This is a genomic window from Castellaniella sp., assembly GCF_049651205.1.
Lineage (GTDB): Bacteria > Pseudomonadota > Gammaproteobacteria > Burkholderiales > Burkholderiaceae_B > Castellaniella.
Genome location: NZ_JBASBR010000007.1, coordinates 21,014 through 45,319, shown reverse-complemented (window position 1 = coordinate 45,319; position 24,306 = coordinate 21,014). Strand labels below are relative to the sequence as shown.

The following is a 24,306-nucleotide window of genomic DNA, read 5'->3' as shown; positions in this document are numbered from 1 at the left end:
GCAGGTACACTGTCCCCATATGATCTGTAATCCGGTGGGCGGCCTTCTGCCGCCCCGCCACAGACAGGAGCCCGCATGAGCATCATTGAACTCACCCAGGATACCTTCCAAGAGGCCACCAAGGCCGATCAGCCCCTGATCATCGATCTCTGGGCACCTTGGTGCGGCCCATGCCGCCAATTTGCGCCCACCTTCGAGGCTGCGGCCGAAAAGCACTCTGATGTAACCTTTGCCAAAATCAACACCGAAGAGCAGCAAGAGCTTGCCGCTGCGCTGCGCATCCGTTCAATCCCTACCCTGATGGTGTTTCGCGAAAACGTACTGTTGTTTCAGCAGGCAGGCGCTCTGGCTGCGTCACAGCTCGAAGAACTCATCACCCAGGTAAAGGCAGTTGACATGTCGCAGGTGCATGCCCAGATTGCTGAGCAGGAAAAAGCCTCTTCAACCACGCACTAACTGCCGCATCCGCTGTGGCGTAGGCTGCCAAACGGCGCGCCACAGTGTACGATTCGGCTAATGACACCTCTCCTCTCGCGATCGGGCCGCCAAGCATCTCCTCCCCCTTCACGGCCTCGTAAAGCGCCCAGGCCCGATCCCGACCGCTGGCGAATCCTCGCCGTTCTGCTCACAACCATCTTCATGTCGCTCATTGGCGTCAGTATCGTCAATGTTGCCCTGCCCTCCATCCACATCGCCCTTGATGCCTCCCAGTCGGATGTGCAATGGGTGTTGTCCGGCTATGCCCTGACGTTTGGTGTGGTACTGGTGGCTGCCGGCCGTGCCGGCGATCTTATGGGGCGCGGCGGCCTTTTTGTGGTGGGTGTAGTCATCTTCACGCTGGCTTCCATTGCTGCCGGTCTGGCACCTGATGCTGATTGGCTTAATGGTGCGCGTTTTGTGCAAGGTGTAGGGTCGGGCCTGCTCAACCCGCAGGGTCTGGGGATGATCCAGCAATATTTTCGGGGTGAAGAACGCGGTCGTGCCTTTGGATATTTTGGGACAGTTGTTGGGTTTTCTGTTGCTGTAGGGCCGGCGCTGGGCGGCTTGTTGATTGAGTTGGGCGGCCTGCATCTGGGCTGGCGTCTGACCTTTTTGGTTAACGTGCCTTTTGGTATTGCAGTGATCATTTTGGCGCTCAAGTGGTTTCCCCGCCCTCTGTTTAGTCGTCCGGGCAGCCTCCCCTTGCGTGCAACGGCGGCGGATGATCCCAGCAACAGGGCGGCTATCCGCAATCGGAAAGACGGCTGGCGATCGCTGGATCCTGTCGGATCTCTGCTGTTGGGCCTCGCCGTACTGGCGTTTTTATATCCGTTTGTCGAATCGCGTACTGCGCCCATTACTTGGGCGTTACTGCCATTGGCCGGCATCCTGACGTGGTTTTGGATCCTCTGGGAGCGTCGAACCGCCCGACATGGTCATAGTCCGATGGTGAATCTGGAAATTTTCTCTACTGCCAGCTTCAGCAATGGCGTAACCATCATGGCGCTTTACTTCCTGGGCACAACCAGCATCTGGGTGCTGGTTGCTTTATATGTCCAGGAGGGCCTTGGGCTCAGTGCCCTGGAATCGGGCATGTTCGGAATCCCCGCCGCCCTGCTCTCGTCCTGGGCGGCCGACTGGGCTGGTCGACGTGTCATGAAGTACGGCCGCAGGATCGTCATTGGTGGTCTATTACTTGCACTGCTGGGATTATTGCTTAGCATGCTGGTGATTGTGTTGCAGGCCTATGGATATGCCAGCCCCTGGTGGCTACTGCTGAGTTTGTCCTTTATCGGCCTTGCACAGGGTTCCGTGATCAGTCCCAATCAGGCTCTGACACTGATGGATGTCCCGCTGGACTACGCGGGAAGCTCGGGTGCCATCATGCAAACCGGCCAACGGATTGGTACTTCGGTGGGTATTGCCATGATTACAGCTGCGGTGTTTTTTACGCTCGACCGGTTTTCCTGGCCTGTTGCCACGGTTGTCGGGTTTTGTGTGATCACCGCTGTGGTGCTGGTCGCGCTGGCCTTTGCCTACAAAGACCTGCGAGATCGTCGCAGGTCTGGCAAGGCCATTTATCAGGCCACAGCCTGAGCCATCCACGGGATCAGGCTGCGGAAATTGGGGATGTTTAAGGCATGCGGTTGAATTCCCTAACCTCTTTTTCAGCCTCGTCGCGAGCAATGCCGTACCGTTCTTGTACCTTGCCCACCAGATATTCAAAATTACCTTCGGCGACATCAATATCATCATCAGTAAGTTTGCCCCATTTGGCTTTAATTTTGCCAGAGAGCTGTTTCCATTGACCTTTGATTGTGTCTTGATTCATTTTGTACTCCAGTGATTATTGAAAACAGATGCAGGTTTCCTTGACCAGGATAATTGCGCAGACTAATAAAATAGCCAGTTTTTAATTGGAAGCCTTAACTTTCAGGCCAGAAATATCCACCTTTTGCACACCTTTTGTGCTGCTGGCAACTGCTTCGGCTTTTTTTATTTCGATTTCGCTGGGCACTGTGCCAGTAAGTGTCGCGACTCCATTATTTGTTTCCACGGAAATATCCGTGCTGGAGAGATCCTTGGTGGTCGCCAGCTGAGTTTTGATCTTGGTGGTGATCCAGGCATCGCTGACTGCTTCTGTCGCTGTGGCTGACTGATCAACGGTGGTGTTTTGATCGGCTGCCAGCACACCAGCCTGCAGGCCAAAGCCCAACGCGGTTGCTAAAACGAGGCGGGAAGCAATTACTGGTTTCTTCATACGGTTTTCTCCTAGTGTTTGGGAACAGCGCACATAAGCCTGGGCCAGCTTGCTGTTCATCATCAGGAACCTTGAGCCGCATCCTGAATGCCTTCAGATATAGCCCAGGGTTGACCCAAAGCTAACATCCAGAAAGCAAGGTTCGTGAATACAAGATGCTACTAAAGGAGAGTTGCCTGGCAATATTATTTATATTTCCCAGGGAAAACAGTATATTCATCCTGTAACATTATCTGCCGTGGCAGAATCATTAATTTCATGGATTGTGTAAAAAGTTGCCTCTTTAACTTCTGTATTGCTTTTTTTTGCCAATGAAATCGCGTACGGTTGTGTTTGTTTAATACCACTCGTCAGAAGAAATAAAATAAAAATGGCGCCTGAGCGCCACGCAAAAAACCAATCTGCACAGGTTGGTATCAGCCCTGATCGTCAGGGAGAGGTTTATCAGGGTGCGGTGTATCGTGCCTTCCCGAAATCCATGCCGGGGGATCACTGGCTGGAAAGGACTCGATACTGGCCTCATCAAGCATGTCTTCGATATCCTGGGATGTTTCATTTGGGGTGTGTTTGTCGGTTTGGGTGACCATGGCATTGTCCTCGTCTCAAGGTTTATATGGATGATGACAGCTCACTGTCCAGATCCATGGTAGCGCCCAAGAATCGGGCTGACTACTGCGGATTTGAACCTATATGTATCTGATTTATAAAATGAATTTTTATCATTAATAAATCTTGATGGGGAACGCCTGCTTTGTCATACCAACGGGTAAAGGCAGGCGAACCACGCAATGATCGATAGTGCGTTGCCTTGATTGCGATGCCCCGGGCCACAGAAACTGCTAGCATCAACTTTTTACAGTCTCATATCCGAACCATCATGGTAAGAAAACTAAGTCTGGCCTGCGTCTGGTTATTGGCCATCTTGTGCTATGCCGTGCCTTACTGGGTGCTAGACCAGGTAAACGCCTGGTATGGCAGCTTTTTGTTCTGGTCTGTTGCAGGTGTTCTGGTCATTGTCTGCAATCTGCTGGCCACCCGAGGGTTTCAGGAGCAAGACAAATGAGCCCGACAGTCATCTGGATAGGTGTCGCCATTTATCTGGCCGTGTCGATTGCCGTGGCATGGTTGTCCCGCGACGAAACCACCAATGGCCGGCAAGTCAGCATGTCGGGGTATTTTCTGGGTGCGAGGCGCTTCGGAGGCTTTGTTTCGGCGTTAAGCTACAGCGCTACCACCTACAGTGCTTTCATGATGGTTGGCCTGGCAGGGCTTACCTATAAGGCCGGTATCGGGGCTTATGGCTTCGAGATCGTTTATTTCGTGGGGGTTTCGCTTGTTGCTGTTTTTGGCCCGCGCTTCTGGCGAGTGGGTAAGGCCTACGATTTTATTACCCCCAGTGAAATGCTGGGCCATCGCTACCAAAGTCGTGCTGTGGCTGTTTCTACAGCCCTGAGCAACTGCCTGTTTCTGATTCCCTATGCTGCGGTTCAGCTGGCTGGTGTCGGTTATCTGTTGGCGGGGATGAGCAACGGTGCCATCAGTTTCACCACGGGCACTATTTTTGCTACTGTGGTGGCCCTGGTGTTCTCATACATTGCTGGCATGCGCTCGGTAATGTGGACGGACGCCTTGCAGGCGGCTTTCATGCTGATTTCCGCATCGGCTGTGGCCTGGCTGGTGGTACAGCACCTGGGCGGGCCTGGTGCCATGTTCAGCCAGCTCTCCGAGGTGCAAGGTAATGTGCTTACGGTTCCCGGCCCCGGGTTCTTTTCTTTTGCCACGTTTTTAGGCCTGACACTGCCCTGGTTTTTCTTCAGCCTGTCCAACCCGCAGGTCAGCCAACGGCTGTTCATGCCCAAGTCTTTGCCTGCCCTGCGCCGCATGCTACTTGGCTTTTTGTGCTTCGGCCTAGTTTATACCCTGGTATCGGTCACTTGGGGTTTTGGTGCCTTGTTGGCACTTCCGGGGCTGGAGAAGGCCGATCTGGCTACCCCCAGTCTGCTGGCCTCCGATATTATTCCGCCGGTGCTGGCCGAGATTGTCATGATTGGCATTTTGGCCGCCGCGATTTCGACCATCGATTCCATCATGTTGACCTTGTCTTCCATGCTGTCACGCGATGTCTATGCCCATGCCGCAGGCCACCAGGACGATGCTCGCCAGCTGCGCTTTGGCAAAATCGTGCTAGCTGTAGTGGCTGCCTTGGCCTGGGTGTTTGCCGAGTTGCAGCTTAACCTGATTGCTGTCTTGTCGGTGGCCGCATCTACAGGCCTTGCCGTAGTGGTGCCGGCAATTGTTGGTGCTTTTTTCTGGCGACGCGGCACGGCAGCTGGTGCCTTGTCCAGCATTCTGGTTGGTAGCGTCGCAGTGCTGGCGCTATTTGCCAGTGGCCTGCGTCCCTTGGGCCTATCTGCCGGGGTCTGGGTACTGCCAATCTCGATTGTGATTTTTGTGGGGGTGAGCCTGCTTACCCGGGCACCTGAAACTCACGCAGACGAGTTTATTACGCGCGCAAATATGGGCTGACCACCAGATGGCCTAGGGTGCTTTGCTGCTTGGACGATCTTTGGATTGAGCCTCATCTGCCCTGCTTTGTAGCGTCTTGACCGCAGGAAGATGCCAGCCACGGCGTATGGCAAAAAAGCGCAGCGCAAAGCACAGCACCCCGCCTACAGCAGTTGTCATGACAGGAGGGATCTCTAAAAGATGCCCGCCCACCACCACGGAAGCGCCCGCCAGCGCTGCAAACGCATAGAGATCCGCACGTAGTACGACGGGAATCTCTGTGACCAGCATGTCTCGGAGCATGCCCCCGCCCACACCTGTGAGCATGCCAAGAATGGCCGCCATGGCGGGTGAAATCCCAAAGAGCAGCGCTTTTTCTGCACCTGAAACGGCAAAGAACGCCAAACCAATAGCGTCAAACCACAGCATGTGGGTACGCAATCTGTCGGTGACGGGATACCAGAGAAAGGTGATCAGGCCCGCTGCAATAGATACCAAAAGGTATTTCCAGTCTGCAATGGCTGCGGGCGGCACTGCGCCGATCAACACATCGCGTGTCATGCCACCGGCATTGCCGGTAACAAAGGCCAAGACCAAAACGCCCAGAATGTCTAAGCGGTGCTTGACCGCCACCATGGCGCCACTGATGGCAAAGACAAAGGTGCCGCCGAGGTCGAGCACCAGAAGCAAGACATGAGGGATGGGCAACATGGCAGTATGATACGCAGCGCTGTCAGCCAGCCGCAAGCCATGCGTGCGCAGCCACCACCATGGCTTCTACGCCAGTCTCGAGTGTGGGATGCATGACCGGCAAGAAGTGCGGATTGTGATTGCTGGGAATTTCATTGAGACGGTTGGCTGCCTTTGCCTTGGCATAGGTTTCCGGATCTGTACCACCCACAAACCAAAAGACCGACGGGACACCCCATTGGGTTCCGAAGGAGCCGAAGTCTTCGCTGGCCGAAGCCGGCCCGACTTCGTGAACCCGCTCTTTAGTAAAGTGCTTCCGAAAAACATCCGCCACCCGCTCGGTGGCTTCTTCGTCGTTGGACGCCATCGGGTAACGATCAAGCGGAGTAATCTCAGGTGGTTTAGGTGCCCCAGATGCCGCTGCTTCGGCATTGACGATACGGGTAATGGCATCCAGTACGCGTGCGCGTACCCCTTCATCAAAGGTGCGGACATTCAGCTTGATGATGGCCTCTTCAGGAATCACATTTTCTTTTGTGCCCGCTTGCAAGGCGCCCACGGTGACCACAGCGGCCTCGGATGGTGCGAGCTCGCGTGAAACGATGGTCTGGAGCCGTAACACCACCGAAGCTGCCATCACAACTGGATCGATACTTGCCTGCGGCATGGAGCCATGCGCACCGCGTCCAAAGAGCCGGATCTGGAAGCTGTCAGCCGCGGAGGTAATGGTGCCCACGCGCCCGCCCAAAGCACCCGCAGGGCCCACCATCACGTGCTGCCCCAGTACAACCTCGGGCTTGGGGAAGCGTTTGAAAAGGCCATCATCGATCATGGCCTGTGCACCCGCTGCGGTTTCTTCTGCAGGCTGAAAGACAGCCAGAACCGTGCCTTTCCAGGCCGCGCGTGTTTGCGCAAGCACTGCGGTGGCACCCAGCAGCCAGGTGACGTGCATGTCGTGTCCACAGGCGTGCATGACGGGCACGGTGTGGCCCTCTGCATCGGTAGCACTGGCCTTGCTGGCATACGGCACACCGGTGGCTTCTTTAACCGGCAGCGCATCCATGTCGGCGCGCAGCATCACAACTGGGCCCTCGCCGTTTTTCAGCAGGCCAACTACTCCGGTTTGACCCACACCGGTGCTGACCTCATAGCCCGCCTGCTGGAGGCGTTTGGCCACCAGACCGGCGGTGCGCACCTCTTGCATCGAGAGTTCGGGATGAGCGTGGATATCAGTGTAGATTTTTTCAAGCTCGGGCAGTAGGCCGGTTAACCCGGCCAGTAGATCCTCTTTATCACTGGTTTGATTTGCACTCATCACAACTAGCCTCCAGTCATAATATCAATCACAGACGATAAACAAGATAGTACGCCTATCAAAGTGGGTATCGGGTGCGATGAGCTAGGCCAAAAGAGATTGCATGACGCGATACAGATCTGCTTTTCCCTCGAAACCGATACCGGGCAGCTCAGGCATGGTGATGTAGCTGTTTTCGACGACAACGCCATCTGGGAAGCCGCCGAACGGCTGGAAGAGATCGGGGTACGATTCGTTACCGCCCAGCCCCAATCCGGCAGCAATATTCAGCGACATCTGGTGCCCGCCATGTGGTATGCAACGGCTGGCAGACCAGCCGTGCTCTTTTAGCATATCCAGTGTGCGCAGGTACTCGACCAGCCCGTAGCTCAACGCACAATCAAACTGCAGCCAATCGCGATCCGGGCGCATACCGCCGTAGCGGATCAGGTTGCGCGCATCCTGCATCGAAAATAAATTCTCGCCTGTTGCCATTGGGTTCTTGTAATAACTGCGCAACGCAGCTTGAAGTTCAAAATCGAGAGGATCGCCCGGCTCTTCGTACCAGAACAGATCGTATTGGGACAGCGCCTTGGCATAAGCGATTGCGGTGTCCAGGTCGAAGCGGCCGTTAGCATCGACGCAAAGCCTCTGCCCATTTTGCAACACACTCAGGATGGCGTCGATACGGCGAAGGTCTTCATCCAACGAAGCGCCTCCGATTTTTTTCTTGACCACGGTATAGCCACGATCAAGATAGCTACGCATTTCGTCTTTAAGCTTGTCATGATCTTGTCCGGGGTAGTAGTACCCGCCTGCGGCGTAGACAAATACCTTTTTATTGACCTGCCCATTGCCATAGCGGTCGGCCAGTAATTGAAATAACGGCTTATCTTCGATTTTTGCGACCGCATCCCAGACAGCCATGTCTATCGTACCGATTGCCACTGAGCGTTCACCATGACCACCAGGCTTTTCATTGGTGAACATCACATCCCAAATTTTATGTGGATCCAGGTTATTGCCGCTGGCATCAAGCAGTGACGCGGGGTCCGCTTCCAGTATCCTTGGAATGAAACGGTCGCGCATCAGCTTGCCTTGACCGTAGCGGCCATTGGAATTGAAGCCATAGCCAATAACGGGTTTCCCAGTGCGGATGACGTCGGTGACGACCGCAACCAGACTCAGGTTCATTTTGCTGAAATCGATATACGCGTTTCGGATGGGCGAACTTATTGGCAGTGTTTTTTCAATAATATTGACGATTTTCACTGACGGCTCCTATGTGAAATATCATTAAGCTAAGTGTCGTTATGATCTGCGCTATCGCCGTTCACGGCCAATGCTATTTTTCTCCCACGTTATGCTTTCAAAGCACTGATATGAATCTCTCCTGGCTCGACGACTTCCTGGCTTTGGCACTGACCAAAAACTTCTCGCGTGCCGCCGAGCTGCGCCATATGACCCAACCTGCATTTGGCCGCCGGATCCGGGCACTCGAAGAATGGCTGGGCACTGATCTTTTTAATCGCGGCACGCAAGCAACGACCTTGACTGAAACTGGCGAATGGTTCCGCAAGGTTGCCCAAGATCTGCTTGCACGCGTCGCCAGCCTGCCTGGCGAAGCGCAGGCCATCGAAGCGTCATCATCAACAATCCTGCAGTTTGCCGCAACTCATACGCTTTCTTTCACCTTTATGCCCAACTGGCTTCGCAGCCTTGAATCGCAACAACCCGTCGGCGCCATACAGTGTGTCTCGGACATGCTGCAACGCTGCGAAGCCCTGATGCTCCAAGGAAAGGTTCACTTTGTGCTCAGCCACGCGCATTCGGACGTCGAAGGGGCGCTTGAGTCCGCAGGCTATCCGTCCATTCAGCTTGGGACTGACACACTCATTCCTGTGTCGTCGACAGACGAAAAAGGACAGGCCTATCATCGTGCAGACGACACGTCCCGCCCGATACATTTATTGCATTACAGCGCAGAATCGGGCATCGGCCGTATCATGCAAACCGTCTTGGCGCCTCAGATGGAGCACTTGTCCACCCAGACAGTATTCAAGGCACACCTTGCTTCCGTACTCAAGCCAATGGTCCTTACTGGTCGTGGGATAGCATGGTTGCCCCAGTCCTTGATCGCCGATGAACTTGCCACTGGCCGATTGGCAGGCGTCGGCCCTCTAAGTTGGCGCATACCGTTGCAAATACGGCTCTATAGAGATCGGAGCAAGATCAACGAAATTGCAGAAAAATTCTGGGATACTGTCTCCAGCATCAGCTGTGGCATGTAGGTTTTCCCGTCGATTTACGCATCAGCCATGGAATCGCGGCACCGCTGGCCTGGCTGTGCCAGGCCACAAATTACTCCCACTCAATGATTGTTTGTTTGAAAACAGCATTGATCCATAAGGGGAATTTTCTGCTAGCCCTTGCCAATACCCTCAGCAATGACCTTCTGGGAAAACCGCTTGGATCGGCCCAGCATTGCGGGGTATCCCTAGGCCTTGTGTCGGCAGAAACGGAATCTTGCCAGATTTGACCGGAGACAGCTGTCAACGCGGCCATCGTCACGGCAATACCATCCAGACCCACTGAAAGGCCCATGATACGGGCGTTTCAGCCATTCACTCAAGATTATTATATTTTCTAACCAAAACGTCTCTTTACAGGAAATGTTATGTTCACAAAACATCATTCATGTTATCTTATATGCACGTAACATCTCTTCAAGAGAGACGAATTGACCATAAACAGTAATTTTAACCTCAAGACAGTGGGTCCGCGTGCTGCCCAGCTGCTCGTGGAGCTGAACGAGCGGCGCCAGACCACGTTCAACACCGCCGATGTCACCTCCATCACGGGCCTGTCACCGCCAGCCGCCCGTAACCTGGTGCACAAGGCTCAGCAAAGAGGCCTGGTGACGCGATTAAAGCCAGGGTTGTACAACCTTGTACCCTTTGAGCTCGGTCGTGCCACAGAGCATGTCGATAGCCCGTTCATCATCGCCCGGGAACTGGCCGGCACAGCGCCCTACTTTCTGTCCCACGGTACGGCATTCGAATTGCACCGCATGGTGACCCAGCCGAACTTCACCATCTACGCCTCAAGCACCCGACGCGTGCGCCCCCAGACCGTCGGTGGCTATGACTTCCGGTTTGTCCTCATCACGGACAAGCAAGACTTCGGCGTCATGAAACATTGGATCGACAAGCAGCGCTTCGTCATGATCAGCGACATGGAACGAACCATCATCGACGGTCTCAGGCATCCAGCCTACGTCGGCGGAATCACAGAAGTCGCCAAAGGCCTGTGGATGAAGCGGGACACGCTGAAGGTCGAGCGGCTGATGGATTACGCGCAGCGTCTTGGTGTCGGTGCAGTGATACGTCGCTTGGGCTACTTGCTGGAACACTACGAACTGGCTGACGCAGCCACATTAGAGCCTTTGCGGGCTCAGCTGACCGCCACCTACTTGCGCCTCGATCCGCTGCTTTCAGCAGAGGGGCCTCATCTTTCCCGCTGGAAGCTTCAGCTGAATGTGCCCGCCGAAGAATTGGACAGCATAAGGTTTACCTGATGATCTCACAACGCAACATCTCAATGATCTCAAACGCGCTGGTCACCGCGGGTGGCCGTCGCATCCCCGAATCCGTCATTGAACGTGATTACGTGCTGGCCTGGTTCCTGACCGGATTGGCCAACCACCCGCTGCGTGAAGTCCTGGCATTCAAGGGAGGAACGGCCTTACGCCGCTGCTGGTTCCCCGATTACCGGTTCTCCGAGGATCTGGATTTCACACTGATTCGCCCCATCACGCTCGAAGAAATACTGGCCGGGCTTGACGAAATCTTCGCTGCCATCAGTGCCGAGACGGGCCTGCAGATCGCATTTGATCGCTCTGACCGTCACAGCCACCAAAATAGCCATACCTTTTATCTGTGCTACCAGGGTCCGCTGCCTGCTGAAAACGATGTGAAGGTCGATGTCACCATCAACGAAGTTCTGTGCTTTCCACTGCAAGACCGCCCGGTTCATCGCACCTACGACGGTTTTGATGATTTGCCCGTGGGACCAACCGTGAAGGTCTACGCCATCGAGGAAATCGTCATAGAGAAACTTCTTGCCCTCAGCGATCGGGCGCGTAACGAACCCCGCGATCTTTATGACCTATGGTATCTGCTCGATTCGGCGGATCTGCGAATTGCAGAAATGCGGCCTGAACTCGACGCGAAACTGGAATTGCGTCAACGGGACATCACAGGCATGGAACAGGCAATCGCAAAAAAGGAGGACCGCCTGAGACGGCTATGGACGCAGCGCCTCGCCCACCAGATGAACCATCTGCCTCCCTTTGAGGATGTCTTTCGAGAAGTATTGCGCACAGTTCGCGCTGCCAATCTGCCATGAGCTAATGAGTATCTAGGCGGATGGAATGGGCATTGACCAAACAACCTGCATAGGTCAAACCTGCTAATCTATGAATTACATTAAATATAAGTTTTAATTTATTGATTAATAATTATATTTCTAAATACTTCTACTCCCACTCAATAGTAGCAGGCGGTTTGCTCGACACATCGTACGTGACCCGATTGATGCCGCGCACTTCATTGATGATGCGTGAGGATACCCGCTTCAATAACGCGTATGGCAGCTCGGCCCAATCAGCTGTCATGAAGTCGCTGGTTTGTACGGCACGCAGGGCCACCACGTAATCGTAGGTGCGGCCGTCGCCCATCACACCCACAGATTTAACCGGTAAAAATACGGTAAAGGCCTGAGAAGTGAGGTCGTACCAGGACTTTCCGGATGCTGTGTCAATCGTGTTGCGCAGCTCGGTGATAAAGATGTCATCGGCGCGGCGTAGCAAGTCGGCGTATTCGGGTTTGACTTCACCCAGAATGCGCACCCCCAGACCAGGCCCCGGGAACGGATGACGAAACACCATTTCCGGGGGCAGGCCCAAGGCCAGGCCCAGGTGGCGTACCTCGTCCTTGAAGAGCTCGCGCAGAGGCTCAAGCAGCTTCAGATTAAGCGTCTCGGGCAGCCCACCCACGTTGTGGTGCGATTTGATCGCCACGGCCTTGCCGGTTTTGGACGCCGCGGATTCAATCACGTCAGGGTAGATCGTGCCTTGCGCCAGCCAGCGGGCTAATTTCAGCTTGGCAGACTCGGTCTGGAACACCTCGACAAACTCGCGGCCGATGATCTTACGCTTGGCTTCGGGGTCGGCCACACCGGCCAGCTTGCCCATGAACTGCTCGCTGGCATCTACGTGGATCACGCGAATCCCCAGATTGCGTGCCATGGTGTCCATCACCTGCTTGGCTTCGTTGTGACGCAGCAGGCCGTGGTCGACAAACACGCAGGTGAGTTGCTCGCCGATGGCTTTGTGGATCAGGGCCGCAGCCACCGAAGAATCCACGCCGCCAGACAAGCCCAGGATGACTTCGTCATCACCGACTTGCTCGCGGATGCGGTTGACGGCTTCGGTGACGTAATCAGGCATGTTCCAGTCGCGCGAGCACCCGCAGATCTCGGTGACAAAGCGCTGAAGCATGGCCTGGCCCTGCACCGTGTGAGTGACTTCGGGGTGAAACTGAACGGCATAAAAATGCCGGGTTTCGTCGGCCATGCCCGCAATGTCGCATGAGGGAGTGGATGCCATCCGCACAAAACCCGGGGGCAGTTGTGTGACGCGGTCGCCGTGGCTCATCCATACCTTGAGCATGCCGTAGCCTTCGGGGGTTTCAAAATCCTGAAGCCCGTTGAGCAACTGCGTATGGCCGTGGGCGCGAACTTCGGCATAGCCAAACTCGCGATGGTCGGAGAACTCGACCTTGCCGCCCAGTTGCAGTGCCATCGATTGCATGCCGTAGCAGATGCCCAGCACCGGTACTCCTGCCTCGAAAACTGCCCCAGGCACTTTCAGGGATTCGTCGGCATAGGCCGAGGCGTGGCTGCCCGACAAAATGATGCCTTTCAGGCCATGATCCAGCTGATCTCGGATAAATGCGTTATCGACGTCGCCCGGGTGAATCTCGCAATAAACCCCTGTATCGCGGACGCGACGGGCAATAAGCTGGGTTACCTGGGAACCATAATCCAGGATCAGAATGCGTTGGTGCATGGCAGACGATTTGAGTGGCTGATCAAGGCGTTACTTTAACCCATGCGAGGGTGCGGCTTCCAATGTTCGGGCCTGCGCTGCCAATAATATTTGTGTCAGAGTCGCCACTGCCATTACAGTAGTCGGGTTATGGATTTTGTCGGCTGCAAACCAATGTCCTCACGTGCTTCCCGGATCCCCCTGCCTTTCGCAGGCCTGCTGGCCCTTGCCGTTGCCATGGGGATTGGCCGCTTTGCATTCACGCCCATCCTGCCCATGATGCAGGCCGATCAGGGCCTGAGCCTGGCTCAAGGGGGATGGCTGGCTAGTGCCAATTACCTGGGCTATTTACTCGGCGCTCTGTTGGTCACGCATCTGAGTTGGTCGCCGGCGCATTTGTTGCGCAGCGGCCTGTGGCTGGTGGTACTGATGACAGCGGCCATGGGGCTGGATGGCCATTGGGCCGGTTGGATAGTCTGGCGCCTGCTGGCGGGCGTGGCCAGCGCCTGGGTGATGATCGGGACGGCATCGCTGTGCATCGCCCGCCTGAACGCGCAAGGTAAGGAACGGCATAGCGGCATCGTCTTCGCCGGTGTGGGCTGCGGAATTACATTCGCGGGGTTGGCTTGTATGGGGCTGACACTACTGGGCACGGCTTCTTCGCACGCCTGGCTGTGGTTGGCGGCCGCGGCCCTGCTGGGGCTGATCGGGGCATCCATGCTGTGGCGATCGTCGAACCAAGCCGATCCAAGGCCAGCGGCCATACCTCGAGAAACTGACGCGGTGGACAAGCAGCCACCGGCTCCACAGGCCACGCCCGCTCCCATCCCGTCGCTGCACTGGGGGCTGATCCTGTGCTATGGCGTGTACGGTTTCGGCTACATTCTTCCTGCCACTTTCCTACCCGCCCAAGCGCGATTGCTGGTACCCGATCCCTGGTTGTTCAGTTTGGCCTGGCCAATTTTCGGACTGGCGAGTGCAGCGTCCACCCTGATTGCAAGCCGTCTGGCGCGCCGCTTCAGTCGCCAGAAGATCTGGGCAGGCGCTCAGATCCTGATGGCCATCGGCGTGCTGCTGCCGGCCCTGTGGCATACGCTAGCTGCCATTCTACTGGCTGCGTTGTGTGTTGGCAGTACCTTCATGGTGATCACCATGGTAGGCCTGCAAGAGGCTCAGGCGGCTGTCGGCCGCATTGGCGCCAAGCGGCAGATGGCGGCGATGACGGCATCCTTCGCCATGGGCCAATTGATTGGTCCGCTGTTCTTCAGCCTGACTCACGCCTTGTTCGGTGCGCCGCTGGAATTTGCTCTGGTTCTGGGCACCCTGGGCCTGATCGCCGGTGCGCTGCCCATCCTGCGGCTGCGTACGTGCGACAAAGTTACCAGCCAGGCGGAGATCAGCCCATGACAAGTCCTCATCCTTACCTGCTCGTTCATGGCGCCTGGCACGGCGGCTGGTGCTGGTCGGCTGTCGCAGAGAAATTGCGGCAAGCGGGGCATCGCGTCGATACCCCTACCCTGCCGGGACTAGGAGAACGCAGCAACCTGCTGGGGCCGGACATCACACTGGACACCTTCATCCGGGATGTGGAGTGCTATCTAACCAAAGAGGATCTGCGCGAGGTCATTCTGGTCGGCCACAGCTTCGGCGGGCTGGTGGTCTCCGGCGTGGCCGACCGCCTGCCCAAACGTATCCGACGCCTGGTCTATCTGGATGCCTTTTTGCTGCCGCCCGGCCAATCAACTTTCGACACCTTGCCCGAGGCCGTCGTTCAGCGGCTGGAACACAGCGCCGCCGGCACCGGCGGCATCCCGCCGCCCCGGCCTGAAAGCCTGGGCCTGACACGGGCCGCCGACATTGCCGCCGTGCAGAACCGCTTGACGCCGCATCCGATCGGCTCCTATCGTGAACCGCTGCGCCTGAACCATCCGCTGGGCAATAGCCTGCCGGTCACATATGTGCGCTGCATCCGCCCCCCCTTCCAGGCCGTCGCTCAAGCCTATGCATGGGCGCACGAAACCTATGGCACCCGTTGGTCCTGGCGGGACCTGGACTGCGGCCACGACGCGATGATCAGCGCGCCCGATCGGGTGGCCGAGACCTTGCTGGACGCCGAACCTGCCAGCCGCTGATACATCAGGGTGGCGAAGATCGCAGCCCCTTGTGGCAGCCGTCGTCCCGCGTTGCGCCTTCGTACAGGCCGCGCAAACGTCCCAGGGTGCGGGTCTGGGCTTTGCGCGGTAGTGGTCGGCCCCGATCAATCCGCGCGATAATTGGGCGCTTCTTTGGTAATCTGCACGTCGTGCACGTGGGATTCGCGCACGCCGGCCGAGGTGATCTCGACAAACTCGGCCTGGGCATGAAGATCGGTGATCGTGGCACTGCCGCAGTACCCCATGGATGCGCGGATGCCACCCACCAATTGGTAGATGATGGCGATGACACTGCCCTTGTACGGCACGCGGGCCTCGATGCCTTCTGGCACCAGCTTGTCGATATTGTTGTTGGGATCCTGGAAATAGCGGTCGGCAGAGCCATCCGCCATGGCGCCCAGGCTGCCCATCCCGCGGTACGACTTATAAGAGCGCCCCTGAAACAGCACGACTTCTCCGGGGGCTTCTTCGGTACCGGCAAACATGCCACCCATCATGCACGTGGACGCGCCCGCGGCCAGCGCCTTGGAAACATCGCCCGAATAGCGGATGCCGCCATCGGCGATCAGGGGGATACCTGTGCCCTCGAGGGCCTGAGCCACATCGGCAATGGCGGTAATCTGGGGCACACCCACACCCGCCACGATACGTGTGGTGCAGATTGACCCCGGGCCAATACCCACCTTGACGGCGTCGGCACCAGCTTCTGCCAATGCCAGTGCAGCGGCAGCAGTAGCGATATTGCCGCCAATCACCTGAATATGGGGATAGTGCTTTTTAACCCAGCGCACGCGCTCGATGACGCCGGCGGAGTGGCCGTGTGCCGTATCCACCACAAGCACATCGACACCGGCCGCAGCCAGTTTTTCGACACGCTCGTCGGTGCCCTCGCCTACGCCGACAGCTGCACCAACACGCAACTGGCCCTGACTGTCTTTGCTGGCCAGGGGGTGCTCGGTGTTTTTGACAATATCCTTGACCGTGGCCAGGCCGCGCAGCTGGAATTTGTCGTTGACAATCAGCACGCGCTCGAGGCGATGCTTGTGCATCAGGGCTTGCGCTTCTTCGAGGGTAGCACCTTCGTGCAGCGTGACCAGTCGTTCTTGCGGCGTCATGATCTCGCGCAAAGAAACATCCAGACGGTCTTCGAAGCGAAGATCCCGGTTGGTGACAATCCCCACCAGCTTGCCGGCCTCGACCACTGGCAAGCCCGAAATGCCATGCTGGCGCTGCAATGCGATGGCATCGCGCACTTTCATGGTGGGCGTGACAGTAACCGGATCGATGACAATGCCGAATTCGTGGCGCTTGACGCGCGAGACTTCGCGGGCTTGTTCGTCGGCGGTGAGGTTTTTATGGATGATGCCGATACCACCCTCTTGGGCCATAGCAATGGCCAGGCGAGACTCGGTAACCGTATCCATAGCTGCAGAAACCAGCGGGATATTTAGCTGGATATCCCGTGTAAGCTGGGTGGCAAGACGCGTGTCGCGCGGCAGAACCTGGGAGAAGGCAGGCACCAGGAGGACGTCGTCGAAGGTGAGCGCTTTTTTGATCAGACGCATAAACTGTGTAGACTCCGGGCAAAGCAGGATTATACGCTCTTGGGCCCCTAGGATAAACCCCTACCCCTACCGGCGGCCCAAGACTACGATAGTATGCAAAAGGGAGGCTCCTCATGGCTTTTGTGTTTGTCCTGATTATCCTGATTTTCGTGGCGGCAGCCGTAGTGCTGTGGCATGCCGATTTACGCATGCGCTACCTTACCCGCCCCATTTATCGCATGTTTCAGCGGATTTTGCCCAAAATGTCCGACACCGAGCGCGAAGCCCTGGAGGCGGGCAGCGTCTGGTGGGATGGCGCATTGTTTTCAGGGCGACCCAGTGCCCGCGCATTGCATGCCATCCAGCTGCCACGGCTGTCTGCCGAAGAACAGGCGTTTCTGGATAATGAAGTAGAAACCTTGTGTGCCATGGTGCACGATTGGCGGGTTACTCGCGAAGATCTGGATTTGCCACCTGAAGCCTGGGACTACATCCGCAGCCACCGCTTTTTTGGCATGATCATCCCCAAAGAATACGGCGGCCTGGGGTTTTCTGCGGTGGCGCATTCGGCGGTGATCACACGCCTGGCCTCGCGCAACTCGGCGCTATCGGCCACGGTGATGGTGCCCAACTCACTGGGCCCAGCCGAGCTCCTGCTGCATTACGGCACCACCGAGCAAAAAGATTACTACTTGCCACGTCTGGCCAGTGGCGAGGAAATCCCGGCCTTTGCACTAACCAGCCCGTGGGCGGGCTCGGATGCTGCTGCCATTCCAGACTCCGGTGTGGTGTGCAAGGACATGTGGCAGGGGCAGGAAACCCTGGGCATGCGAGTGAGCTGGGACAAGCGATACATTACCCTGGGCCCGGTTTGCACAGTGTTGGGGCTGGCCTTCAGGTTATACGACCCCGATGGTTTGCTGGGCGATCAACCCGATATTGGTATTACCTGCGCCCTGGTACCTCGCGACCACCCTGGGGTGGAGATCGGCCGGCGGCATTTCCCGCTGGATGCGATGTTCATGAACGGCCCCACACGCGGACACGATGTGTTTATTCCGCTGGAGTACATCATTGGTGGCCAGGCCCGTGCCGGCCAGGGCTGGCGCATGTTGATGGAGTGCCTGGCGGCCGGGCGATCCATCTCCCTGCCCTCCTCCTACGCAGGCATGGCGCAGCTGACCGCCCGCGCGGTAGGTGGCTATAGCGTGGTGCGCGACCAATTTCATACGCCCATTCACAAGTTTGAGGGTGTGATCGAGCCCCTTGCCCGGATTGCCGGCCACACCTACCTGATGGATGCGGCGCGTGCCATGACGGCGGGTGCGGTGGATCTGGGAGAAAAACCTGCCGTGGTCTCGGCTATTGTCAAATATCACGTCACCGAGCGCGGCCGCATGGTGGTAAACGACGGCATGGACATCATTGGCGGGAAAGGCATTATTCTTGGCCCGCAAAACTTCCTGGGTCGGGCCTATCAGCAGATCCCCGTGGGGATTACCGTGGAAGGCGCCAATATTCTCACGCGCAGCCTGATCATCTTTGGCCAGGGGGCCATCCGTTGCCATCCGTTTGTGCTTGCCGAGATGCAAGCGGCCCAGGACAGCAACCCCAAACAGGGGCTGGATAACTTTGACAAGGCCTTTTGGGGCCACATGCGTCACACCGGCAGCAATGCCCTGCGGGCCATTGCACACGGCTGGACAGCCGCGTGCTTTGCACGCCCCGACACTGCAGTGGCGCCGGCCATGGTCCGATACTATCGGCAGCTCACCCGCTACTCCGCGGTATTGGCCACCTTATCGGATGTCGCCATGCTGAGTCTGGGGGGCTCGCTCAAGCGCCGGGAATCCATCTCTGCGCGTCTGGGTGATGTGTTGTCGCAGCTCTACCTGATCTCCGCCACCCTGAAGCGCTTTCACGACGAGGGCCAGCAGCCAGGCGACGCACCACTGGCCCATTGGGCGATTCAGGACGCCTTTTGTCGGGCTGAAGACGCAATTTCCGGAGTGTTGCACAATTTCCCCAACCGAATATTGGCGTGCGCCTTGCATGTGGCACTGATGCCCTGGGGACGCAGTTTCCCGGCACCATCCGACAAGCTCTCGGCAGAAGTGGCACAGGCGCTATGCACGCCTGGTCCAACCCGAGACCGGCTGACCCACCTGGCCTATCTTCCTGAAGATCCACAAGAGCCCGTGGCCGCCATCGAATCCGCACTGCAGGCCGTGATGGATACACAAGATCTGGCGCGCAAGATCCGTGATTTTGAAAAGTCCGGCAAAATTCCTGCAGGTGATCCGCGTGCCAACGTACGCGACCTTGCACAGGCCGTGCACGCTGCCGGCGGATTGACCGACGATGAATACGAACGCCTGCACGCCCGCAACACCTTGCGCGACCGCGTGATCGGCGTTGACGACTTTGCCCCCGATTTCTCGGGGCTGTCAAACACCGATACACCCTCACACACGCAAGCGGATGGTGCTTAACCCAGCCAGACCCGGGCGTTACGGAACATCCGCATCCATGGCGTAAATCCGCCATGGATGCTGGTGCCGTCATCCGTATCTGCAGGCCCCCAGCTGGCAGGCCGCCATGACATCGCGACATTACGGGTTACGCGCTCAGGGTGCGGCATCATGGCAGTAAAGCGCCCGTCGGCGGTTGTGACTGCTGTGAGGCCTTCCGGGCTGCCATTGGGATTGTCCGGATATGAGATTGTTCTTTGGCCGGCGGCGTCTACAAAGGCGGCAGCCGCTGTTACCTGGCTGGCATCGCCCTGGCGGGCAAAGTTGGCATAGCCCTCGCCGTGCGCCACTGCAATGGGTGCACGCACGCCCGCCATGCCGGCAAAAAAGATGGAGGGTGAATCCAGGATCTCGACCAGCGAGAGACGGGCCTCGTATTTTTCGGAGACGTTACGGGTAAAACGCGGCCAGTGTTGCGCGCCGGGGATCATGTCGGCCAGAGCAGCCATCATCTGACAACCATTGCATACACCCAGGGCAAAGACATCGGGCCGTGAAAAGTAAGCGGCAAACTGGTCTGCCAGTGCCGCGTTGTAGCGGATGGTGCGGGCCCAGCCTTCGCCGGCGCCCAAGACATCACCGTAGCTAAACCCGCCAACAGCCACCAGACCCTGCAGGGTATCCAGGCGCACACGGCCAGCCAGCAGATCCGTCATATGGACATCCACCGCCTCGAAGCCTGCGGTATCAAAGGCCCAGGCCATTTCGACCTGGCTGTTGCAGCCTTGCTCGCGCAGGATTGCAACACTTGGCCGTGCGCCACGCGCAATAAACGGTGCAGCGACGTCTTCTTGCGGGTTGAATGCAACCTGTGGCACCAGGCCGGGGTTTTCTGTATCCAGCCAGCGGGCGTGTTCGGCCTCGGCGCAGTCGGGGTGATCGCGGCGGGCCATGATCCGGTGCGTGGTTTCGCTCCAGATCTGACCAAGCTCGGACAAAGGCCGATGGTAGGTGATGGCGCCATCCCGAAACACTTGAAACTCTTGCCGGGAGTTGAGCATGCCCACTACATGCGCAATGGCGGCCAACCCCTCTTGACGCAGAAACTGCAAAACCTCGTCGCGATGGGCGCGCGGCACCTGAATCAGCCATCCAGCTTCTTCGTTAAACAGTGCGGTCAGGTTATGTTCGTGGTGCAACACCGCCACCTGGTCATTGCGGATCTTGAAGTCTCCGGCATCGGCGATGTGGGGGTCGAGTGTGAGCATGTCGAGATTGAGCGATACACCGACATGACCGGCAAATGCCATCTCGACTGCGCTGGCCATCAGCCCGCCGTCAGAGCGATCGTGGCAGGCCAGTACCCAGCCGCGGCTGACCAGCTCGCGCAGGGCCATCAGGGCAGTACGCAGCAAATTACCGTCTTGCATGTCCGGGGTTTCAGCCCCGATCTCGCCATACACCTGGCCCAGGATCGAGCCGCCCATGCGTTGACGGCCCTCGCCAAGATCGATGAGCAGCAACACGCTATCACCCGCATCCGTGCGCAGCTGTGGTGTCAGCGTGGTGCGCACATCAGCCACAGGCGCAAAGGCGGTAACCACCAGGGATACCGGCGACAGTACAGCATGCGTGCCTTCATCGTCCTCCCAGGCTGTGCGCATGGAGAGCGAATCCTTGCCAACCGGAATGGACAAGCCCAGGGTCTGGCACCAGTCGCTGACAGCGGCAACCGTATCAAACAGCGCGGCATCCTGCCCGGGTTGTCCGCAAGCAGCCATCCAGTTGGCAGACAGCTTGACGTCTTCGAGACGCGCCACCCCGGCTGCAGCAAGGTTGGTGAGCGCTTCTGTGACTGCCATGCGCCCGGAGGCCGGCGGGTTGAGGATCGCCAGCGGGCTGCGCTCGCCCAACGCCATTGCTTCGCCGGCCACACCTTCGTAATCACGCAAGGTAACGGCGCAGTCGGCCACCGGCACCTGCCAGGGGCCAACCATCTGGTCTCGGGCAGTCAGGCCACCCACAGTGCGGTCACCAATCGTGATGAGAAACGACTTGTTGGCCACTGTGGGGTGGCGCAAGACGCGCTCGATGGCTTCTCCCAGATCAACGTCAACAAGATCAAGCGGCTGGCCCTGGATGGTCTCGCGACTTGCTTCACGCTGCATCCGGGGCGGTTTGCCCAGGATTACATCGATGGGGACATCCACTGGCCGCAAGCCATTGGGTGACACCTCGCCCTCTGGGCGATCCAACCCAGGAAGACCCTCTCCCTGGGTGACACGCAGGCGGCGGGCCTCGGTGGCAACGCCTACCACGGCGTAGGGACAGCGCTCGCGATCCGCGATTTTTGCAAAGCGGGCCAGATCTTCTGGCTGGATGGCCAGTACGTAGCGCTCTTGGGATTCGTTGCTCCAGATTTCGGCCGGTGAAAGGCCAGATTCTTCGAGTGGGACACGCTGCAGCTCGAACTCGGCACCACGCCCGGCATCGTTGACAAGCTCTGGAAACGCATTGGACAGGCCACCGGCACCCACATCGTGAATCGCCAGAACCGGATTATCTGCGCCCTGCTGCCAGCAACGGTCGATGACCTCTTGGGCACGCCGCTGCATCTCGGGATTACCGCGTTGCACGGAGTTGAAATCGAGCTCGGCCTGATTGGTGCCTGCCCCCATGCTGGAGGCCGCACCGCCGCCCATGCCGATACGCATGCCCGGCCCGCCCAGCTGAACCAGCAAGGCGCCCGGTGGCAGCGGATCTTTGTGCGTGAGGCGATCGTCGATTTGCCCCAGCCCACCTGCGAGCATGATGGGCTTGTGATAGCCCCAATGCACGTCATTGACAGTTTGCTCGAAGGCTCGAAAATAGCCCAGCAGGTTGGGACGGCCAAACTCGTTGTTGAAAGCAGCACCGCCAATGGGGCCCTGGATCATGATATCCAGGGGGGAAGCAATGCGATCCGGGGCTTGCGCCGGGGTCTCCCAGGGCTCGTGGGCCTCGTCTACCCGCAGGTTAGATACCGTAAAACCCGTGAGGCCCGCTTTTGGTTTGGAGCCACGCCCTGTGGCGCCTTCGTCGCGGATTTCACCGCCGGCTCCGGTGGCCGCGCCCGGAAACGGCGCAATCGCCGTGGGATGGTTGTGCGTCTCGACCTTCATCAGGATGTGCATGGTTGCAGCATCACGGCGATACACAGAGTTATCGGCCCCCGCAGCGTGAAACACCGAGGCTGGGCCACCCTGCATGACGGCTGCGTTATCGGAATAAGCCACCACGGTGCCTTCGGGCTGCGCAGCATGGGTGGCACGAATCATGTCAAACAGCGTTTGCGATTGGGCCTGCTTATCCAGCGTCCAGTGGGCATTGAATATTTTGTGGCGGCAGTGCTCGCTATTGGCTTGCGCAAACATCATGAGCTCGACATCGGTGGGGTCGCGCCCGAGGTCGGAGTAAGCCCGCAGCAGGTAATCGATTTCATCCCCCGACAGAGCCAGGCCCATCTGCAGGTTGGCTTGTTGCAGTGCAGTGCGGCCATCGGCCAGCACCGGGACTATCTTGACTGGCTGTCCAGAGACAGGCGTAAACAAGGCCTTGCCATCGAAATCGGCTGGCACCACCGTTTGTGTCATGCGGTCGTGCAGGCAGGTGGCGAGCAGCTGCAATTGCGGTTCGTCGAGTTTGCGGCTGCCAACCAGGGTGCGTTCGGGCGAAATGTAATACCGGACGCCGTGCTCGATGCGCCGCACCTGTTGCAAACCGCAATGATGGGCAATATCGGTGGCTTTGCTGGCCCAGGGAGAAATCGTGCCCAGGCGTGGCACAACCAGCAGCTGAATGACGTGACGATCGGCGGGAGGCACCACATCACCACCATCATCCAGCAAGACTTTGACGCGTGCGAGATCCTCATCGGACAAAGGGCCGTCTGTCTCGACAAAATAGCACGAAGCTGCCGCCACAGCGGCAACCGGCAGGCCACGGCCATTGAGAGTGCTCAAGAGGCGTTGCCGGCGAAAATCGGACAAAGCGGCAGAACCGGGGATGATCAATACAGAGGTCACGACAGAAGCCCACAGACAAAAGGATCAGAAGCTGTCTATTTTACCGGGATCGGGGCGTCATCATGGCAGAGACCTGACTCGGGATGATTGCAATACGACGCGGCAGCCGGGATACCCCCGTTTGCCTGTGTGCAGTCACAAGCTGCAAAAACGCACCTGGCCGCAAAGGCAGCCTGCTATTCGGGGTAGCGGACCTCGAGGATATCAAGCGCTTCGACACCCGCCGGGGTGCGCAAAATAACGGTATCGCCTTCGCGTGCCTTGATCAGGGCCCGGGCCACCGGCGACACCCAGCTGATTTTCCCGATCAAGGGCTCGGCCTCGTCCACCCCCACAATGGTGACGGTGAATTCCTGGCCCTGACTGTCACTGTAATACACGGTTGCGCCAAAAAAGACCTGGTCGCGATTCGGTTGCAAGGCAGGGTCAACGACTTCAGCAGACTCCAGCCGGCGGGTTAAAAAGCGAATCCGGCGGTCGATCTCGCGCAGACGCTTTTTACCGTAGATGTAATCCCCGTTTTCAGAGCGATCACCATTGGATGCCGCCCAGGAAACCGTTTGCACGACATCGGGGCGCTCGGTGTTGAGCAGATGCGTGAGCTCGGCATTCAGCGCTTTATAACCTGTGACGGTCATGTAGTTTTTTGTGCCTGCCGGCAGCGGGCTGGGATCAGGTAGCTGATCCTCGTCGTCGGAGTCTGATTCTTTGACGAAGGCTTTATTCATGGTGCACC

The 24,306-nt window shown here is 57.8% G+C and carries 19 protein-coding genes; 10 read left to right on the top strand and 9 right to left on the bottom strand.

The genetic code is table 11. The annotated features are described in order from the left end of the window. The first annotated feature begins 75 nt into the window (after positions 1 to 75). On the top strand, positions 76 to 456 hold the full coding sequence (gene trxA, locus WA928_RS03795) for a thioredoxin (protein WP_350382984.1): 381 nt from the start codon (positions 76 to 78) through the stop codon (positions 454 to 456). A 153-nt stretch (positions 457 to 609) separates the two neighbouring features. Next, entirely contained in the window at positions 610 to 2,076 is a 1,467-nt protein-coding gene (locus WA928_RS03790; RefSeq protein WP_424301091.1) for an MFS transporter, read from the top strand. A 37-nt stretch (positions 2,077 to 2,113) separates the two neighbouring features. On the opposite strand, the gene WA928_RS03785 is transcribed toward WA928_RS03790, so the two are convergent. Next, a complete protein-coding gene (locus WA928_RS03785; RefSeq protein ID WP_424299792.1) occupies positions 2,114 to 2,311 on the bottom strand; it encodes a CsbD family protein in 198 nt (65 codons plus the stop codon). 81 nt (positions 2,312 to 2,392) lie between these two features. Continuing rightward, positions 2,393 to 2,740 (bottom strand): BON domain-containing protein, encoded by a 348-nt coding sequence (locus tag WA928_RS03780; RefSeq protein WP_424299789.1) that lies wholly within the window; start codon positions 2,738 to 2,740, stop codon positions 2,393 to 2,395. Between the two features lie 877 nt (positions 2,741 to 3,617). Here WA928_RS03780 and WA928_RS03775 point away from each other — a divergent pair. Beyond that, entirely contained in the window at positions 3,618 to 3,803 is a 186-nt protein-coding gene (locus WA928_RS03775; protein WP_424299786.1) for a hypothetical protein, read from the top strand. Next, positions 3,800 to 5,266: a sodium:solute symporter family protein gene (locus tag WA928_RS03770; protein ID WP_424299783.1), complete on the top strand. Its 1,467-nt coding sequence runs from the start codon at positions 3,800 to 3,802 to the stop codon at positions 5,264 to 5,266. Before WA928_RS03775 ends, WA928_RS03770 begins: the two co-directional genes overlap by 4 nt. Before the next feature lie 12 nt (positions 5,267 to 5,278). On the opposite strand, the gene WA928_RS03765 is transcribed toward WA928_RS03770, so the two are convergent. From WA928_RS03765 to WA928_RS03755, 3 genes are all read right to left on the bottom strand, one after another. Further along, the gene (locus tag WA928_RS03765) at positions 5,279 to 5,956 is read right to left on the bottom strand and encodes a trimeric intracellular cation channel family protein (protein WP_424299780.1); all 678 of its coding nucleotides are present in this window, start codon (positions 5,954 to 5,956) and stop codon (positions 5,279 to 5,281) included. A 22-nt stretch (positions 5,957 to 5,978) separates the two neighbouring features. Next, the gene (locus tag WA928_RS03760; protein ID WP_424299777.1) at positions 5,979 to 7,250 is read right to left on the bottom strand and encodes a M20 family metallopeptidase; all 1,272 of its coding nucleotides are present in this window, start codon (positions 7,248 to 7,250) and stop codon (positions 5,979 to 5,981) included. 84 nt (positions 7,251 to 7,334) lie between these two features. After that, entirely contained in the window at positions 7,335 to 8,501 is a 1,167-nt protein-coding gene (locus WA928_RS03755; protein ID WP_424299774.1) for a mandelate racemase/muconate lactonizing enzyme family protein, read from the bottom strand. A 41-nt stretch (positions 8,502 to 8,542) separates the two neighbouring features. On the opposite strand from WA928_RS03755, the gene WA928_RS03750 reads away from it, so the two are divergent. From WA928_RS03750 to WA928_RS03740, 3 genes are all read left to right on the top strand, one after another. Next, a complete protein-coding gene (locus WA928_RS03750) occupies positions 8,543 to 9,520 on the top strand; it encodes a LysR substrate-binding domain-containing protein (protein ID WP_424299771.1) in 978 nt (325 codons plus the stop codon). Between the two features lie 449 nt (positions 9,521 to 9,969). Next, positions 9,970 to 10,806, top strand: coding sequence for a type IV toxin-antitoxin system AbiEi family antitoxin domain-containing protein (locus tag WA928_RS03745; protein WP_424299768.1), 837 nt, complete (start codon positions 9,970 to 9,972; stop codon positions 10,804 to 10,806). Then, positions 10,806 to 11,636, top strand: coding sequence for a nucleotidyl transferase AbiEii/AbiGii toxin family protein (locus tag WA928_RS03740; RefSeq protein WP_424299765.1), 831 nt, complete (start codon positions 10,806 to 10,808; stop codon positions 11,634 to 11,636). Before WA928_RS03745 ends, WA928_RS03740 begins: the two co-directional genes overlap by 1 nt. A 130-nt stretch (positions 11,637 to 11,766) precedes the next feature. Here WA928_RS03740 and guaA read toward each other — a convergent pair whose 3' ends face one another. After that, positions 11,767 to 13,359, bottom strand: a complete 1,593-nt coding sequence (gene guaA / locus WA928_RS03735; RefSeq protein WP_424299762.1) for a glutamine-hydrolyzing GMP synthase — start codon at positions 13,357 to 13,359, stop codon at positions 11,767 to 11,769. A 153-nt stretch (positions 13,360 to 13,512) separates the two neighbouring features. On the opposite strand from guaA, the gene WA928_RS03730 reads away from it, so the two are divergent. Together WA928_RS03730 and WA928_RS03725 are read left to right on the top strand one after the other, a co-directional pair. Then, positions 13,513 to 14,745: a YbfB/YjiJ family MFS transporter gene (locus WA928_RS03730; protein ID WP_424299759.1), complete on the top strand. Its 1,233-nt coding sequence runs from the start codon at positions 13,513 to 13,515 to the stop codon at positions 14,743 to 14,745. Beyond that, positions 14,742 to 15,470, top strand: coding sequence for an alpha/beta fold hydrolase (locus WA928_RS03725; protein WP_424299756.1), 729 nt, complete (start codon positions 14,742 to 14,744; stop codon positions 15,468 to 15,470). Before WA928_RS03730 ends, WA928_RS03725 begins: the two co-directional genes overlap by 4 nt. Before the next feature lie 125 nt (positions 15,471 to 15,595). Here the strand turns inward: WA928_RS03725 and guaB are convergent, their stop codons facing one another. After that, positions 15,596 to 17,056, bottom strand: a complete 1,461-nt coding sequence (gene guaB / locus WA928_RS03720; protein WP_417250807.1) for an IMP dehydrogenase — start codon at positions 17,054 to 17,056, stop codon at positions 15,596 to 15,598. Between the two features lie 113 nt (positions 17,057 to 17,169). Between guaB and WA928_RS03715 the strand changes: the two genes are divergently transcribed. Beyond that, complete coding sequence (locus tag WA928_RS03715) at positions 17,170 to 19,527, top strand: acyl-CoA dehydrogenase (protein ID WP_424299752.1); 2,358 nt, start codon at positions 17,170 to 17,172, stop codon at positions 19,525 to 19,527. Here WA928_RS03715 and purL read toward each other — a convergent pair. Next, positions 19,524 to 23,570, bottom strand: a complete 4,047-nt coding sequence (purL, locus tag WA928_RS03710; RefSeq protein ID WP_424299749.1) for a phosphoribosylformylglycinamidine synthase — start codon at positions 23,568 to 23,570, stop codon at positions 19,524 to 19,526. The genes WA928_RS03715 and purL overlap by 4 nt on opposite strands. A 176-nt stretch (positions 23,571 to 23,746) precedes the next feature. After that, positions 23,747 to 24,298, bottom strand: coding sequence for a transcription elongation factor GreB (gene greB / locus WA928_RS03705; RefSeq protein ID WP_350383015.1), 552 nt, complete (start codon positions 24,296 to 24,298; stop codon positions 23,747 to 23,749). Between the last annotated feature and the right edge of the window lie 8 nt (positions 24,299 to 24,306).